This is a genomic window from Acinetobacter sp. WCHA45 (assembly GCF_002165255.2).
Classification (GTDB): domain Bacteria; phylum Pseudomonadota; class Gammaproteobacteria; order Pseudomonadales; family Moraxellaceae; genus Acinetobacter.
Window position 1 is genome coordinate 938257 of sequence record NZ_CP028561.1, and the last position, 15367, is coordinate 953623.

14 protein-coding genes, 1 other RNA gene and 2 pseudogenes are annotated in these 15367 nt (G+C 38.2%); 6 read left to right on the forward strand and 11 right to left on the reverse strand.

The window, feature by feature from the left end:
- Positions 1–35: 35 nt before the first annotated feature.
- Entirely contained in the window at positions 36–218 is a 183-nt protein-coding gene (locus CDG55_RS05785; RefSeq protein WP_034602651.1) for a hypothetical protein, read from the forward strand.
- Here the strand turns inward: CDG55_RS05785 and nth are convergent.
- Positions 215–901, reverse strand: a complete 687-nt coding sequence (gene nth, locus CDG55_RS05790) for an endonuclease III (RefSeq protein ID WP_087536242.1) — start codon at positions 899–901, stop codon at positions 215–217. The two genes, CDG55_RS05785 and nth, sit on opposite strands and share 4 nt — an antisense overlap.
- Entirely contained in the window at positions 902–1702 is an 801-nt protein-coding gene (locus tag CDG55_RS05795; protein ID WP_087536243.1) for an RnfABCDGE type electron transport complex subunit B, read from the reverse strand.
- A gap of 345 nt (positions 1703–2047) precedes the next feature.
- On the opposite strand from CDG55_RS05795, the pseudogene gdhA reads away from it, so the two are divergent.
- Positions 2048–3431: pseudogene (gdhA, locus tag CDG55_RS05800) on the forward strand (NADP-specific glutamate dehydrogenase).
- Positions 3432–3520: 89 nt separating this feature from the next.
- Here gdhA and CDG55_RS05805 read toward each other — a convergent pair.
- From CDG55_RS05805 to CDG55_RS05825, 5 genes are all read right to left on the reverse strand, one after another.
- On the reverse strand, positions 3521–4282 hold the full coding sequence (locus CDG55_RS05805) for an META and DUF4377 domain-containing protein (protein WP_087536245.1): 762 nt from the start codon (positions 4280–4282) through the stop codon (positions 3521–3523).
- A gap of 181 nt (positions 4283–4463) precedes the next feature.
- Positions 4464–5237, reverse strand: coding sequence for a DODA-type extradiol aromatic ring-opening family dioxygenase (locus CDG55_RS05810; protein ID WP_004663192.1), 774 nt, complete (start codon positions 5235–5237; stop codon positions 4464–4466).
- A 100-nt stretch (positions 5238–5337) separates the two neighbouring features.
- Entirely contained in the window at positions 5338–5817 is a 480-nt protein-coding gene (gene rlmH / locus CDG55_RS05815) for a 23S rRNA (pseudouridine(1915)-N(3))-methyltransferase RlmH (protein WP_004663191.1), read from the reverse strand.
- Between the two features lie 323 nt (positions 5818–6140).
- Positions 6141–8570 (reverse strand): endopeptidase La, encoded by a 2430-nt coding sequence (gene lon / locus CDG55_RS05820; RefSeq protein ID WP_087536246.1) that lies wholly within the window; start codon positions 8568–8570, stop codon positions 6141–6143.
- Positions 8571–8714: 144 nt separating this feature from the next.
- Positions 8715–9302 (reverse strand): 5-formyltetrahydrofolate cyclo-ligase, encoded by a 588-nt coding sequence (locus CDG55_RS05825; RefSeq protein WP_087536247.1) that lies wholly within the window; start codon positions 9300–9302, stop codon positions 8715–8717.
- 406 nt (positions 9303–9708) lie between these two features.
- Here CDG55_RS05825 and CDG55_RS05830 point away from each other — a divergent pair, with 406 nt between their 5' ends.
- On the forward strand, positions 9709–9909 hold the full coding sequence (locus CDG55_RS05830; protein WP_004663186.1) for a hypothetical protein: 201 nt from the start codon (positions 9709–9711) through the stop codon (positions 9907–9909).
- A 56-nt stretch (positions 9910–9965) separates the two neighbouring features.
- Here CDG55_RS05830 and CDG55_RS05835 read toward each other — a convergent pair whose 3' ends face one another.
- On the reverse strand, positions 9966–10346 hold the full coding sequence (locus CDG55_RS05835) for a MerR family transcriptional regulator (protein WP_087536248.1): 381 nt from the start codon (positions 10344–10346) through the stop codon (positions 9966–9968).
- 100 nt (positions 10347–10446) lie between these two features.
- Here CDG55_RS05835 and CDG55_RS05840 point away from each other — a divergent pair, with 100 nt between their 5' ends.
- Together CDG55_RS05840 and CDG55_RS05845 are read left to right on the forward strand one after the other, a co-directional pair.
- Positions 10447–13164 carry a heavy metal translocating P-type ATPase gene (locus CDG55_RS05840; protein WP_087536249.1) on the forward strand — a complete coding sequence of 906 codons (2718 nt, stop codon included), beginning with the start codon at positions 10447–10449 and terminating at the stop codon, positions 13162–13164.
- A gap of 36 nt (positions 13165–13200) precedes the next feature.
- Positions 13201–13383 (forward strand): annotated as a pseudogene (locus tag CDG55_RS05845) (transposase); the annotation flags it as partial.
- A gap of 122 nt (positions 13384–13505) precedes the next feature.
- On the opposite strand, the gene ssrS reads toward CDG55_RS05845, so the two are convergent.
- From ssrS to CDG55_RS05860, 3 genes are all read right to left on the reverse strand, one after another.
- Positions 13506–13687, reverse strand: a non-coding RNA gene (gene ssrS / locus CDG55_RS05850) — 6S RNA.
- 79 nt (positions 13688–13766) lie between these two features.
- Positions 13767–14054 carry a cell division protein ZapA gene (locus CDG55_RS05855; protein WP_004912439.1) on the reverse strand — a complete coding sequence of 96 codons (288 nt, stop codon included), beginning with the start codon at positions 14052–14054 and terminating at the stop codon, positions 13767–13769.
- Between the two features lie 2 nt (positions 14055–14056).
- Positions 14057–14611: a hypothetical protein gene (locus CDG55_RS05860; RefSeq protein WP_087536250.1), complete on the reverse strand. Its 555-nt coding sequence runs from the start codon at positions 14609–14611 to the stop codon at positions 14057–14059.
- Between the two features lie 66 nt (positions 14612–14677).
- Here CDG55_RS05860 and CDG55_RS05865 point away from each other — a divergent pair, with 66 nt between their 5' ends.
- A complete protein-coding gene (locus CDG55_RS05865) occupies positions 14678–15313 on the forward strand; it encodes a UPF0149 family protein (protein ID WP_087536251.1) in 636 nt (211 codons plus the stop codon).
- The last annotated feature ends 54 nt before the right edge of the window (positions 15314–15367 follow it).

The window sequence follows — 15367 nt, forward strand, 5'->3', positions numbered from 1 at the left end:
AAGTCGAAACATGTGAGCTGATTGAGGATACTTCGTTGCTGAAAATTATTTTGATTGTGGTGGTAATTTTAAGTTTAGCTTTACTGTTGTTTTTATTATATCAAAGTCAAAAAATGCTGCGCCATGTGCAGAAACAACAGGCTTTGGAAAATAAGAAAAATGGTCGAGAACGTCAGCTACACCCCAAATTACAGCAGCGTAAAAAACCTCAGGATTAACTGAGGTTTTTTGTTGGAATTGTTTTTACGACTCCAAATTCAAAACGATCAGGCCAGTTGCAGACATCGGATACGATACATTCAGCACATTTAGGTTTACGTGCTATACAACAATAACGTCCATGCAAGATCAGCCAATGATGAGCATCGATAATAAATTCTTTAGGAATAACCTTAATTAATCGATCTTCGACTTCTAAAACATTTTTACCTACTGCCAAACCAGTACGATTGCCAACACGGAAAATATGGGTATCGACTGCCATAGTAGGGTGGCCAAAGGCGGTATTGAGCACGACGTTTGCCGTTTTACGCCCTACACCTGGTAAAGCTTCTAGTTCTTTTCGCGTTTCTGGAATTTGTCCTTGATATTGGTCAACTAAAATCTGACAAGTTTTGATCACATTTTCAGCTTTAGCGTTATATAAGCCAATCGTCTTAATATATTCTTTTAAGCCATCAACCCCAAGATTTAAAATAGCTTGTGCAGTATTGGCAACGGCATAGAGTTTATCAGTGGCTTTGTTGACACTGACATCGGTTGCTTGCGCAGAAAGCAAAACAGCAATCAGTAACTCAAAAGGAGAGCTGTAGTTCAGCTCAGTTTGGGGATGTGGTCTTTGCGTACGTAAACGTTCAAAAAAAGTCTGAACTTGTTTTTTGGTCATATTTTTGACAGGCATTTAGATTCCCTGTAATTCATTTAAGCATTTTTGCAAATCAAGCAATTGTGTTTGCTTGGATTCATCTGCACGTACACTTAACTGCTTTTCTAACTTTTTGATTTGCGTTCTAATTTTCGCAAGTTCAATTGTCGTTTTTGCATCTAATACAGGATTTTCTTTCGGTTTATCCATGAGAGTGATCACGGGTACATTGTTAAGTGCTTGAGAAAATTGAGCAAAAAATTCGGTATCAATTTCAGCACGAACAATCGGTCCTTTACGGCTCAAACGACGTTTTTCTTCTCTTTGAATATGCGCATAGTAACGATGTCTTAGATCATCTTGTTCAATAGTACGTTGTTGAACTGTAGGTAATGGATTGGAATCTGCGACAAGATCAATACAATCTACAGGACAGGGTGGAATACATAACTCACAACCTGTACATAGATCAGTCAAGATACTATGCATTAATTTTCCGCTACCGATAATGGCATCAACAGGGCAGGCACTAATACATTTAGTACACCCGATACATTCATCTTCACGAATTATCGCTTTCATTTGTTGCGGTCGACCATCTGCTTGAATATCCCAAACACTCGGTTCCGCAATCATTGTTGGTCTTTTTAATAATGCTGCAAGTGCATCTGCAACGGGTTGCCCACCAGGAACGCATTTGTTTGCATCTTCACCTTCCACGATCGACTTTGCATAAGGTAAACAACCATCACGATGTCCACATAAACCACATTGCGTTTGTGGTAAAAGTTGGTCTACTTGAACGATAAGAGAGAGTTGTTGTGCTGAAACTGACATGAAAGAAGATAAGATAAAAACAATGTCGTTATTATAGCAAAGAATAGTTTAATCGGCGGCAATCGTTGCTTAAATCTACTTTTTATAGATTTTTATTTTTGCAATTTTATAGTGCTAATATTGTTTTATTTTAGTGCTAAATCTTGTATTTCGAATGATTTCTAATGCCTTATTACTAGGTTAAATGCTTATTTAAGCTATTTTTTTGAATATTTATTATAAAAATAATGAATATTTTTTAAATTAAGATATTGATTTAAAATAATAAAAAATATTATTTATGAAGATTGGGTTGAGAGTTGATCATAAAGGGTATTAAATGTGTTTAATATTCTATTTTGGTGCATTTTTTGCACTAAATTAAATCACTATCTGGGGGTGAGAGTTGAAATACGATAGCTTAAATGATTTCTTGGAGTATGTTAAAGCTAGAGATCCATATCAACCTGAGTTTTTACAAGCAGTAGAAGAGGTCATGACGAGTTTATGGCCTTTTATACAGAAAAATCCTAAATACGCTCAATACGGTTTGTTAGAGCGTTTGGTTGAGCCTGAACGTGTTATTCAGTTTCGTGTATCGTGGATGGATGACCAAGGTCAAACTCATGTAAATCGAGCTTTTCGGATTCAATTTAATTCAGCGATTGGGCCATTTAAAGGTGGCATGCGTTTTCATCCTTCAGTAAATTTATCGATTTTAAAATTTTTGGGTTTTGAGCAAACTTTTAAAAATGCATTAACGACTCTCCCTATGGGGGGTGGTAAAGGTGGTTCAGACTTTGATCCAAAAGGAAAGTCAGAAGCTGAAATTATGCGTTTTTGCCAAGCGTTAATGTTGGAGTTATATCGTCATTTAGGTTCAGATACCGATATTCCAGCAGGTGATATCGGGGTTGGTGGTCGTGAAGTAGGCTTCATGGCGGGGATGATGAAAAAGCTGAGTAATGATACGGCTTGTGTTTTTACGGGCAAAGGTATTTCTTTTGGCGGAAGTTTAATGCGTCCAGAAGCGACTGGTTATGGCACTGTTTATTTTGCTGAAGAAATGCTGAAAACTCGTGGTGATAGCTTTGCAGGAAAAACGGTTTCGATTTCGGGTTCGGGAAATGTAGCGCAATTTGCCGCTGAAAAAGCTATGTTTTTGGGTGCAAAAGTGGTGACTCTGTCAGATTCGAATGGCACTGTTTTTGTAAAAAATGGTTTTACTGATGCATTACTTGCCGAAGTGATGGAGCTGAAAAATATCAAGCGTGGACGTATTTCAGAGTTTGCATCGAAGCATGGTTTTGAATATTTTGAGGGTAAAACCCCTTGGCATATTCCTGTTGATATCGCATTACCTTGTGCCACTCAAAATGAGCTAGGTGCAGAAGATGCAAAATTATTACTAGAAAATGGTGTGATGTGTGTTGCAGAAGGAGCCAACATGCCATCTACCTTGGACGCAGTTGAACAATTTATCGCAGCTAAGATTTTGTATGCACCAGGTAAAGCATCAAATGCGGGCGGAGTTGCAACTTCTGGTCTTGAGATGTCTCAAAATGCGTTACGTTTTGGTTGGACACATGGTGAAGTTGATGAACGCTTACATGCCATCATGAAAGATATTCATGCTAATTGCTTAAAATATGGGACCAAAGAAGATGGTACTGTCAATTATGTTGATGGTGCAAATATTGCTGGTTTCGTCAAAGTAGCAGATGCCATTCTTGCGCAGGGTATTTATTAAGGGTCTCCTAAACTCCCGCTTTAATAAAGAGGGGATTTCCATAAAAAATCCGATGTTGAAAAACATCGGATTTTTTTAACTGGCTAAAATTATGGTTTTTTCACGATTTCTTGTTCAACGACCATATCTAACACATCTGCAATACTTGATTGATCGGCAGCAGGGTTTTTAATGTCGAAACGTTTAACTCGAACGATCACACGTTGGTTTGGATTATGTTCAAAACCTTCGATTTGACCATAGTAAAGTGACCAATTTTTATCAGCGTATGTTTTGATGCCTTTATCGTCATATTTAATTTCACGAACTTGCATACAAGTTTGTGGTGCTACACCCGTACATGATTTAGTTTGTGGTGAAATTTCGAGGAAAACGATTTTACCTTCAGACTGGTATTTTGCTTCAGCTGTCATTTTACCAAGGAACGTATATTTTTGACCTTTACTATCAGTTATCGTCAAGATCGCTTGATCATTTTGGGTACTGAGTGTGAAAGGAGCTTTTTTCTCACTAAAAATATCAGCAGATAAGCGTTCTTGTTGCATTAAATCATCCGCACACGCCATCATTGTTGATGCCAGTGGTGAGGTTACAATGGTATTACCTTCAACTTTCCAAGTCCCGCCTTGATTATTACAACCAGTTTGAATAGATAATCGTTGATTATCATCGAAAGATAAAACTAAAGGTTTTGATGCTTTTGAACCTTGATAAGTCCAATTATATTCAGTTAAATTTTTTGCTGCTGTTGTATTAATTTGAGAAATAACATTATCAGTTACATTTTGTACAGTTTGGCACGCCATCAAAGAAAGCTGTAATAAGGCAAGAACTAAATATTTAATTTTCATAGTCAAACAACAGTAAATAAATAACAGTCATTAGCTTAAAGTATTCTTAAAAAAATAAAATGTAATCAGTTTATGGATTAAGTTCGTTAAATATATCTATTTGTAAATTTTAAGAAAATTGATTAGGGAAATGGCTCACCCAAATATAAGTAAGCCATTTGAAAAGTCTGATGTTTGGTTTTTAATCAAAACGATAAATATCCATACCTAATGATCCCATTGAAAAACTACTATGCACGATACTAAAACGATGACCTGTTCCCATTGCAAAGAATAATGGTGCAAAATGTTCAAGGGTAGGATGATTTCGTTGCACGTAGGGTAAAGATGGCCAGTCAAGTACAGCGTCATAATCTTGATGATTCAGTTTACTAACTACACTATTCCGAAATGTGCTTGCCCATATTGGAACTTCAGCATCTGCATGCCATGAAAGTTCAGAGAGATTATGGGTAATGCTACCAGAGCCAATTAATAAAATTTGTTGTTCACGTAAAGGTGCTAAAACTTGCCCGATTTTGTAAATCTGGTCAGCATTCATTTCGATGGGTAAGGAAATTTCAATCACAGGAATATCGGCTTCTGGATACATATGCAATAAAGGCATCCATACACCGTGATCTCGTGGTCGTGTGCTATTTGCATGTGCAGGAATATCTGCTTCTGCAAATAGAGTCAGTATTTCCTCAGCAAGTTTTGGAGCGCCCGCAGCAGGATAACGGATCTCATAAAGTTCAGGAGGGAAACCACGAAAATCATGCCACGTTTGAGCTCGAGTTGATGTACTTACTTCTAGCGCTTGGCTTTCCCAATGAGCAGACATCACAATAATTGCTTGGGGTTTTGGTAAATTATTGCTTAAACGATGCAATGCGGGACCCACTTGTTCAGGATCAAGTGCAAGCATGGGAGAACCATGAGAAATAAATAACCCGGGTAAAGTCTGGAAATTCATAGATAAGCACCTGATTGGAAATACATCATTATCGTGACAAATTCATGAGAACAATGACAGCCCTTAAACATCAACAGATTGTTCTATAATCAGAACAATTTTAAGCACGATGATAAGGATGATTATGATTGATACTCATCGCTCTATAAAGTTGTTCAATCAGTAGAATACGAACCATTGGATGTGGCATGGTCAATTTAGAAAGAGACCAATGCCAAGCTGCTGCTTTACGAACTGCGTCTGAATGTCCATCAGGACCACCAATCGCAAGAGCAATATCATTGCCTTCAAGCATCCATTGTTTCATGGTATCTGCCAGTTTTTCTGTACTGAGTTCTCGACCACCTACTTCTAAGGCAATTAACGTTTCATTGGGTTTAAGTGCATTTAAAATACTATCACCTTCAATTTGACAATATTTTAAAATATCTGCTTCGGAATCATTTTTGCCTCGTTTTGCCATCGGGAGTTCAATCACTTGAGTTTGTACAAAAGGTTGAATGCGTTTGAAATAGTCTTCAAATCCAGTTAACACCCAAGCAGGCATTTTTTGCCCGATAGTCAGAATACGAATTTTCATAGAATAAATAGATCGAGAAATTACGCCTATTATAAACAGTGTTCTTTATCGATAGTGATCAGCATGAAAGGGAATAGTCGCTGAAAGTGTATTTATTGATTACGTTGTATAAAAAACGCAGCTCAAAATTGCGTTTGAGCTGCGATCAAAGTGTCATCAGTCTGGAGTTCGGATGACACTAAAAAATGAGTTCACTGAGTCAAGCTTCATCTTTATTTTTATCGACTCTATTTTATTATGCAATATATTGGTTGTTTTTCAACCAAATTATGTAACAAAAAAAGAGAGCCGAAGCTCTCTTTAATTTTCATCTACTTACTTGTTTAATGGCGCGCAGCTTTTGCTTCTTCTACTGGTTTAACAATAGGCGTTTTAGGTAAAGGCTTCGGCGTATCCGTTAATGCTAAAGGTAAGATCTCATCAATGCTTTTTACAGCTTTGATTTCTAAGCCTTCTTTTACATTGTCAGGAATCTCAGCCAAGTCACGAACGTTATCTTGTGGAATAAAAACTAATTTAATTCCACCACGGTGAGCTGCAAGAAGTTTTTCTTTTAGACCACCAATACGCATCGCACGACCACCTAGACTCGTTTCACCTGTCATCGCAATGTCTGGACGAATCGCAATACTAGTAAATGCCGATACAAGGGCAGTGGTCAGCGCCAAACCAGCCGATGGGCCATCTTTTGGTGTTGCACCTTCTGGTAAGTGAACGTGTACATCAGTTTCTTCAAAACGAGAAGCTTCAATACCTAGTTCATCGGCACGCGTGCGTACTAAAGTCATTGCTGTAGTAATAGATTCTTTCATTACATCACCAAGTGAACCCGTGGTAATGAATTTACCTTTACCTTTTACAGCCGCAACTTCAATGGTCAGCAACTCACCACCCACCGAAGTCCATGCCAGGCCATTGACACGACCGACTTGCGCTTCATCCTCCGCAACACCAAAGTCAAACTTGTGTGGACCCAGATATTCAGGAAGATTTGCCGATGTCACATCAAGCTGTAAGTTTTTAGATTTTTTGCTGACTGCTTCTTTAACAACTTTACGTGCAATTTTAGACACTTCACGCTCTAAACTACGTACACCAGCTTCACGTGTATAACGTTGCACGATGTCACGAATCGCTTCTTCATGAATTGTTAATTCTTTTGCACGTAAACCATTGTTCTTGATTGCTTTCGGAACAAGGTAGCGTTCAGCAATATTTACTTTTTCATCTTCGGTATAACCCGGTAAACGAATGACTTCCATACGATCCAGCAAAGCTTCAGGAATATTCATGCTGTTAGCTGTACAGATGAACATGACTTCTGAAAGATCAAGATCAAGGTCTAAATAATGATCGTTGAACTTGCTATTTTGTGATGGATCAAGTACTTCCAATAATGCTGATGCAGGATCGCCACGGTAGTCTTGTGCCATCTTGTCAATTTCGTCGAGTAAGAACAGTGGGTTCTTCACGCCAACTTTTGTTAAAGATTGTACAATTTTACCCGGCATCGCACCTATGTAAGTACGACGGTGACCACGGATCTCAGCTTCATCACGTACACCACCAAGCGCCATGCGAACAAACTCACGACCTGTTGCTTTAGCAACAGACTCACCAAGTGATGTTTTACCCACACCTGGAGGACCAACTAGACAAAGAATAGGACCACGGAGTTTTTTCACACGCGACTGAACTGCAAGATATTCAACAATACGATCTTTGACGTCATCTAAGCCATAATGATCTGCATCCAGAATTTCTTGTGCTTTTGCTAAGTTAATGCTGACTTTGCTTGCCTTGTTCCAAGGTGTATCTAGAATCACTTCTAAATAGTTGCGAACAACTGCCGCTTCACTTGAAGCAGGTTGCATTGCTTTGAGTTTACGAAACTCAGCTTCAGCTTTTTTACGTACATGTTCAGGTAAGTCAGCTTCAGCAAGACGCTTCTCAATCTCAGCAACATCATCCTCAGCACCGCCGTTCATATCAGAAAGTTCACGTTGAATAACTTTCATTTTTTCATTTAGAAAGTATTCTCGTTGATTCTTTTCCATCTGACGTTTAACACTGTCATGCAACGTTTGTTCAATTTGCTGTTCAGCAGATTGATTCATCAAGTAGCTCATCAACTCTTGCAAATGCGCTTCAAACTCGTCGTGCTCTAAAAACTTTTGTTTCACTTCGATATTTAAAGGTACACGAGTTGCAACAAAGAACATTAATTGTAATAAGTCTTCGATTTTATTTGCTGCTGCAACAAGTTCACGTGCATTACGTAATTTCGCTTCAGCATATTGAGCGAATAGGGTACGCAATTCGTTTAAGCGAGTTGCTTGAGCTTCCTTATCCAATGGTAATGTAATTGGACTGAGAGTGTGCTCGGCAGTCAAGTATTCTTCACCATCAATGATACGCTCTAATTTAGAACGATGCAGACCTTCAATCAGTACTTTAATGCAGTTTTCATCATTTTCATGATTTACGACTTGTACGATTTTAGCCACAGTTCCATATTGATAGAGGTTATCGTGATCAATTTCTTCTGTAAGCGAATCTTTTTGCGCAACTACAAATACTAAATTGTCACCGTTACGAGCCACATCCACTGCATTGATCGATTTTTCACGACCCACAAATAGCGCAATTTGCATGTGTGGATAGACCACAACATCACGCAATGCTAAGAGTGGTAATACACTTGGAACCTGTGGCTCTAAGCTTGATTCATTATTTAAAATATATTCAGACATGGGCACTCCTAATGAGTGACAACGGTGTTGCCATGTTTTTTATAGTGATGTGCATTTCAAAAATTACAAGGGTTTTTACTTAGAAAATATTAAAAAAAGACTAAATTGGTCGGTTTTTTTCTAAAAAATATTAGAACAATAAGGTTAAGGCTTGAAAATATAGAACTTTTTAGGTGTTAGTAAGCCATGAATCGGTTGATCCCATTTTTGTCTGGGTAAAGTTTGATCAATATATTGAAATGTATGAGCGAGACCCAAACGAAAAGGTCGATGCGGCGCACTTGCCAAAGTACGATCATAGAAACCACCTCCCATGCCGATTCTTGTTCCTAAGTGATCACAGGCCAATAAAGGCATAATCAGTAAATCTAAAGTAGCTACATGCTGACCACGCGATGCGATTGGTTCTTTCATACCCAGAGGATGGTGTGAAAAGCGTTTATTTAAGTATTGACTGGAGCTGATTTTTACCCATACAAGTTCTTGATTCATCGTGCAGATCATGGGTAGGTAAACGAGTTTTTTGTGTTTAAAACAAAGTTGAATGAGTTTGTGAGTGTGCACTTCGCCAAAAGCATGAAGATATAATCCAACGCTTTTTGCACACTTGAATTGAGGTATTGATCTGAGGCGATTTAAAGCGTCTTGCTCACTTTTTTTATGTTCAAAGCGATTCACTCGTTTTCTTTTTAAACGAATATCTTTTCTGAGTACATGTAAATCACTATTCATCGTATTCAAAATATAATAAAGCCTCGAGAATCATACTTGATTTAAGTGTGCTTAAGTATCTAAATAAATTGAAGTTCTAATCTTGTTGGTCAGTTCTGGATTCTGACAATTCAAAGTAATCACACAGCTGTAGCACTAGACTTAATCAGTGTGCTGTCAAAAATAAGAATAAAATAACAAATTTTGGTTTTATGTGGCAAAAATATCACAAATTGCGTAAAAAGTGCTCTATAATCTTGCTGTGAAAATTGCAAATACTTGGTTATTTCACATATTTAAACAATTAAAAGGAATATTTTAGCGCTATGAATGAATGGGGTGTTTTATTTCATTCGTTACGATATTCACTGTGTCACTTTATAAAAATATTGAAAAGACCATAGGGTAATGTTGAGAGGGAAAAAGTATGTTTGATTCAAAAAATGTAATTGTCTTAGATCAAATGCTTATCTTAACTAAAGAAGGTAAAAATGATTTGGTTTATCACAATGATACGCTGTTGAAAGTAATGATGATCTCTAATCAGCATCTCATCGTCGCCGATGATTACCAAACCAGTTTCTTATTGAAACAGAAGGATGAAAATGTGATTTGGTCATTTATCTAATGTTATGTACTTTTTTGATGAGTATTGATTCAACTGTCTAGATTGATTGATGGAATTTATTGTTTGAGTTCCATCAATATTGGGCAACATTCATTTTCTGTCGTTTTACACTCGTCTAACCATGTGGAAAGTCTTTGCTTAAGACCCATAAGTTCCTGAATTCTTTCATCGATCTTGCTCAATCGTTGTTCAATAACATGTCTCACTTGGATGCGATCTTCTAAATTCAATGTGAGCAATTCTTTAATTTCATTCAGTTGTAATCCAGCATCCTTCGCTTTCTGAATAAAGCTCAAGGTCTCTAAGTCTTGCTGACTATAATGTCGGTAACTTTGAGTACTTTCAGGTATTCGCATTAAGCCTATACGTTGATAATAACGAATGGTTTCGACATTAATGTGACAGGATTTTGCTAATTTTCCGATTGTAAGGTTCATTTTCTCATACCTTTGTTGGGATAGTGAAAAAGCACTTGACTCTGTACCTAGGTACAGACTTTATCCTAGTCCTATCGAGAAAGAAAAGATAGGTGTCGTCATGACTCAACAACCATCTTCATGCTGTTCTAAAAATGAAGTACCGCTTGTGTACGAATATATTGATCCAGTTTGTGGTATGACAGTCGCTGAAAATTCGCAGCACTATTTTGATTATCTAGGTATCCGCTATTTATTCTGTTCAGCAGGTTGCCAACAGAAATTCAGCTCAAAGCCTGAAAATTATTTAAAATCAGATCAAGATCTAAAATTAACATCATCTTGCTGTGCTAAGCAGTCTCAACAAAAAGTAGGTTCATGTTGTGAAAGTGAATCAGAGCAAGCTATTGAATTAGCTCAAACATCTTCTTGTTGTAAGCCTAAGCCAACGAAGCAAAAACTAAGTGCATGTTGTGGCCCTAAACCAGAAGTAGCATCTATTCAAGATGAAGCTGAAAAATCTTCTTCTTGTTGTGGTGGAAAGCATGATCATTCAAGTGAAAGCAATTTGGTTGATACAGAGATTGATCCTGTCTGTGGTATGTCAGTCAAAATCACGACAGATTTAAAAACAGATTATCAAGGTAAAATCTATTATTTTTGTAACGCATCTTGCTTAGATAAATTTAAAAATGATCCTGAATTTTATCTAATTCCAGTCGATCAGCGTCCTGTACCTGAGGGAGCAATGGATATGGATTATACCTGTCCGATGGACCCTGAGATTGTACAAAAAGGGCCAGGAACTTGCCCAATTTGTGGGATGGCACTGGAACCAATGCAACCCACTTTGGATGATGGACCAAATCCTGAGCTAGTAGATTTTAGTCGACGTTTTTGGACTACATTACCTTTGAGTTTGTTGGTGATGATCTTGGCCATGGGTTCACATATTCATGCCTTTATTTCGCCACATATTCAGCCGTGGATCGAACTTCTTTTAAGTTTGCCTGTTGTGTTATGGGCGGGTTATCCCATTTTACAACGTTGCTGGGTGTCTTATAAAACAGGACATCTGAATATGTGGAGTTTGATTGGTGTTGGGGTACTTGCAGCATTTATTTATAGTGTGATTGCAACCATTTTCCCATCACTCATTCCAGTTGAGGCGAAAACAGGGCATGGTGTTGCTGTGTATTTTGAAGCAGCCTGTATGATTGTTTCATTGAGCTTGTTGGGTCAAATTTTAGAACTAAAAGCACGTTCACAAACAGCAAATTCATTGAAAGCTTTACTCCGTTTACAACCTGCTAAAGCGAAGCTTGTGCAGCATGATCAAGTTGTTGAAGTAGATATAGCGATGGTCAAACAAGGTGATATTTTGCAAATATCATCGGGTGAGCAAATTCCATTAGATGGTCTAGTAGTTGATGGAAAGACCTATGTTGATGAATCCATGATGACAGGTGAGCCTGTTCCTGTGAAAAAGGAAAAAGATGACCGAGTGATTGGCGGGACAATTAATCAACAAGGCGCTATTCGAATCCAAACAACTGCTGTAGGTAGGAACACGACATTAGCCAAAATGATCCAAACTGTCGCTGATGCGCAACGCTCCAAAGCACCATTGCAACGAATTGCAGATGTGGTTGCAAAATATTTTGTGATCGCCGTACTCAGTATCAGTGTGCTGACTTTTATTGCGTGGATGGTATTTGGGAAAGCACAGTTTGATTTGGCTTTAATGTGTGCAGTCGCTGTTTTGATTATTGCTTGTCCATGTGCTCTTGGCTTGGCAACGCCAATGTCAGTGATGGCAACCACGGGTCGAGCAGCTCAAAAAGGTGTGCTGTTTAAAGATGCAGAAGCAATTGAAGCCTTAAGCAAGGTCAATACCCTGATTATTGATAAAACAGGAACATTGACCGAGGGTAAGCCAAGTTTAAAAGAGATTCGGTCTTTATCTGAAGCGTATAGCCAGACACAAATTGAGTTATGGATTGCATCAATTGAACAATATTCGACACATCCAATTGCACAGACATTAACTAAACTGGTTGATCCAAATCAATTGCTCAATGTTTCTGATTTTGAAGATGTCGCAGGCTTTGGTGTGAAAGGAAACATTGATCACCAGACCCTGTATATTGGTAGTCAGAAGCTTATTGAACAGTTGGCGTTGACCTTAGATGCTGATTTAATCCATGAGTTGGATCAAAAACGTGCACAAGGCGATGTGTTTAGTTTTTTGATGTCAGAACAAGAAGTGATTGCCTATATTTCGATTCATGATGCAATCAAACAAAATGCCAAAACTTTGATTGATCAACTACATGCTGATGGAATTGAAGTAATTATGGCAACTGGTGATCATCAGAAAAATGCAAATATGGTTGCAGATGTTTTAGGTATAAAAACAGTCTATGCCAATCTTGATCCTAAGCAAAAACTTGAAATTGTGAAACAAGCACAAGCTCAGGGAAAAATTGTGGCAATGGCTGGGGACGGTATCAACGATGCACCAGCACTGGCGCAGGCGAATGTTGGTATTGCGATGGGAACAGGAACAGATATTGCCAAGCAAACAGCGCAAGTGACTTTAGTTAAAGGGGACATTCAAGGGGTTGCACAAGCAGTTCATATGGCAAAATTAGGGGTAAAAAATATGAAGCAAAATCTTGCATTCTCTTTTGTTTATAATGGATTAGGTGTTCCTGTTGCAGCAGGTTTATTTTATCCACTAACAGGATTATTGCTTACGCCAATGTTTGCTGCTGTAGCAATGTCATTAAGCTCGCTCTCTGTTGTGGTGAATGCTTTACGTTTGAATAAATCATAATTCATTTTAAGAAAAATAAAGCCCCTATTCTCATAAATTGAGAGTAGGGGTTTTATTTTGACCCAACTGACATCATCAACATATAACCGAGTACTCATTCATCGTGGAAATATTGCCATTTGGTTTGATCCTGCTACGCAATGGTATGCTCCATCAAAAGGCAAACAAGGGCGAAATCAAACCTACTCCGATGCAGCCATCCAACGCTGCATCCTTATGAACTATTATAAAAAAGATTTAGAAAATTTAATGGGGATTAATTTAACAGTACAAATTCTATTCAAAATAAATAGTTTATTAAAAAATACTTGAGGTGAAATCATTATTTTTATAATTAAAAAAGTTGCTCCAGAGATGCCGCTGCATGGTCATTACCCTGAACCCGATGAGTTCAAGGTGGAGGTGACGCATACTTACTGGGTTTCCTACTCGGGGTAGGCATACACTCAAAATATACAGGACACATCCATAAATTTAAGTATCGGCAGGGGACTAGACGTACTGGCGAACACCCTAGAGACAGTTTTAGTATAACCGATCTTTAAACGATGACAATCGCTACTTGTAAAGATAATTATTAATTGATGAGGCTTTGTGCAATTTTACTCAACAGTTTGTTCGACATCTTCCAAGATGGTTTGAAGTAGGCGCTCACAGTGAGCATATTCCTGCAAAGATTTATTCAAACTAAAGACATCTTGTGCCATCTGTAAGGCAACCATAATGACTAATTTATTGTGTTCTACACGAGGAGCATTACGTCGCATATCCTGAAACTTTTGATTCAGTAGTTCAGCTGCACGCTCTAATTCTTCACGTTTATCTTCAGTGGTATTTAAGCGAAAAGTCTGTTCAATTAAACGAAGTTCTACTGTCACTTGTTCACTCATGATCAGTTTTCCTCTTGTAGTTCAGCATTCGGGTGAGCAAGTTGCTGAATTTCTTGTGCATGTTGATCCTGTGCTGTACCAAGAACAGCCAGACGCTGGATAATCGCCTCAACTTTAGATTTTGCCAACTCATTTTTTTGTAGCAAACGATCACGGTCCTGCTGCAAGTCCTGAATTTCCTGCTGACTATGACGTTGCTGTGCTTGTAACTTCTCTTTATTTACACGTAAGTCATTACGCTCAGCTAAAATCTCTTGGAAGCGGTTTTTTAAATCAGTGGTGCTTTTCTCTAAACGGCCATAACGTTCCGCTAAAGTTGTTGCATCTTGATTCAGTTGCTTAAATTGATCTTGTAACTGAGACAATTGTTCAGTTAAGTTATCAACTTCTTCCTGCTTTTGCGTGATGATGCTATTTTTCTGCACAACTTGTGCATGGTGGTCAGTTTCAGCGAGTTGTTTAGCCTCAGTAAGCGAAGTATTCTCTCGCTCTAAATGATGTAAGCGTGTTTTTAAAACACCAATATGCGCTTGTAGACGCTGTAATTGTTCTAACATAACGAAGGTCGCACAGAGTTGCAATCAAAGGTAATATATACAGCAGTATAGAGATTGGATAAACGAATGCAAGACGATATTTCAGGTTGGACGGAATGGAATGCCCATTTTGATGGGATTGAAGAAATTTCAAGCCCAAGTGAGTTACACGGTTTACTCACAGGTATAGTTTGTGTCACACAAGCGCCAACCACCGATGAATGGTCACAAATTTTAAACACCCTCAACGTGCCAGCTTTACAGCCAGAAGCACTCGAAATTTTAACGGATGAAGCAGAAGATGTTGCTCATGCTTTGTCAGATGATGAATTAGATTATTTGCCTATGCTTCCAGATGATAGCCATTTGCTTGTAGATCGTGTGCAAGCTTTAGCTGATTGGTGCGCAGGCGTAGTCCTCGGTTTTGGTTTGGCTTCAGGTCATATTCGTGGTGAAGAACAAGAGCTGATTGAACATTTACAAGATGTTGCAGCTGTTGAGTTTGAAGACTCCGATAATGATGAAGAGGGTGAAGAAAGCTATCAGGAACTGTATGAGTTTGTACGTTTGATTCCTGTGAGCTTATCGATTGGCCGTAAAAAGATTGCTGTAGCCGAAAGTTCATTATTGCAAAACTTTCATGCCAAAAGCAGAAATCAAGATAATCAGGCGACTGATCCGCAAACGGTTGTCGAAATGTTCACCCCACATCGTCCGAGTTAAGGCGGTTTTAAATCTCCCTAAATCCCTCTTTATAAAAGAGGGACTTTCTAGCTG

What these genes read in the sequence shown, in the direction of transcription:
- nth (WP_087536242.1), bottom strand. Translation starts at nt 901, where the DNA reads ATGCCTGTCAAAAATATGACCAAAAAACAAGTTCAGACTTTTTTTGAA.
- CDG55_RS05795 (WP_087536243.1), bottom strand. Translation starts at nt 1,702, where the DNA reads ATGTCAGTTTCAGCACAACAACTCTCTCTTATCGTTCAAGTAGACCAA.
- CDG55_RS05805 (WP_087536245.1), bottom strand. Translation starts at nt 4,282, where the DNA reads ATGAAAATTAAATATTTAGTTCTTGCCTTATTACAGCTTTCTTTGATG.
- CDG55_RS05810 (WP_004663192.1), bottom strand. Translation starts at nt 5,237, where the DNA reads ATGAATTTCCAGACTTTACCCGGGTTATTTATTTCTCATGGTTCTCCC.
- rlmH (WP_004663191.1), bottom strand. Translation starts at nt 5,817, where the DNA reads ATGAAAATTCGTATTCTGACTATCGGGCAAAAAATGCCTGCTTGGGTG.
- lon (WP_087536246.1), bottom strand. Translation starts at nt 8,570, where the DNA reads ATGTCTGAATATATTTTAAATAATGAATCAAGCTTAGAGCCACAGGTT.
- CDG55_RS05825 (WP_087536247.1), bottom strand. Translation starts at nt 9,302, where the DNA reads ATGAATAGTGATTTACATGTACTCAGAAAAGATATTCGTTTAAAAAGA.
- CDG55_RS05830 (WP_004663186.1), top strand. Translation starts at nt 9,709, where the DNA reads ATGTTTGATTCAAAAAATGTAATTGTCTTAGATCAAATGCTTATCTTA.
- CDG55_RS05835 (WP_087536248.1), bottom strand. Translation starts at nt 10,346, where the DNA reads ATGAACCTTACAATCGGAAAATTAGCAAAATCCTGTCACATTAATGTC.
- CDG55_RS05840 (WP_087536249.1), top strand. Translation starts at nt 10,447, where the DNA reads ATGACTCAACAACCATCTTCATGCTGTTCTAAAAATGAAGTACCGCTT.
- CDG55_RS05855 (WP_004912439.1), bottom strand. Translation starts at nt 14,054, where the DNA reads ATGAGTGAACAAGTGACAGTAGAACTTCGTTTAATTGAACAGACTTTT.
- CDG55_RS05860 (WP_087536250.1), bottom strand. Translation starts at nt 14,611, where the DNA reads ATGTTAGAACAATTACAGCGTCTACAAGCGCATATTGGTGTTTTAAAA.
- CDG55_RS05865 (WP_087536251.1), top strand. Translation starts at nt 14,678, where the DNA reads ATGCAAGACGATATTTCAGGTTGGACGGAATGGAATGCCCATTTTGAT.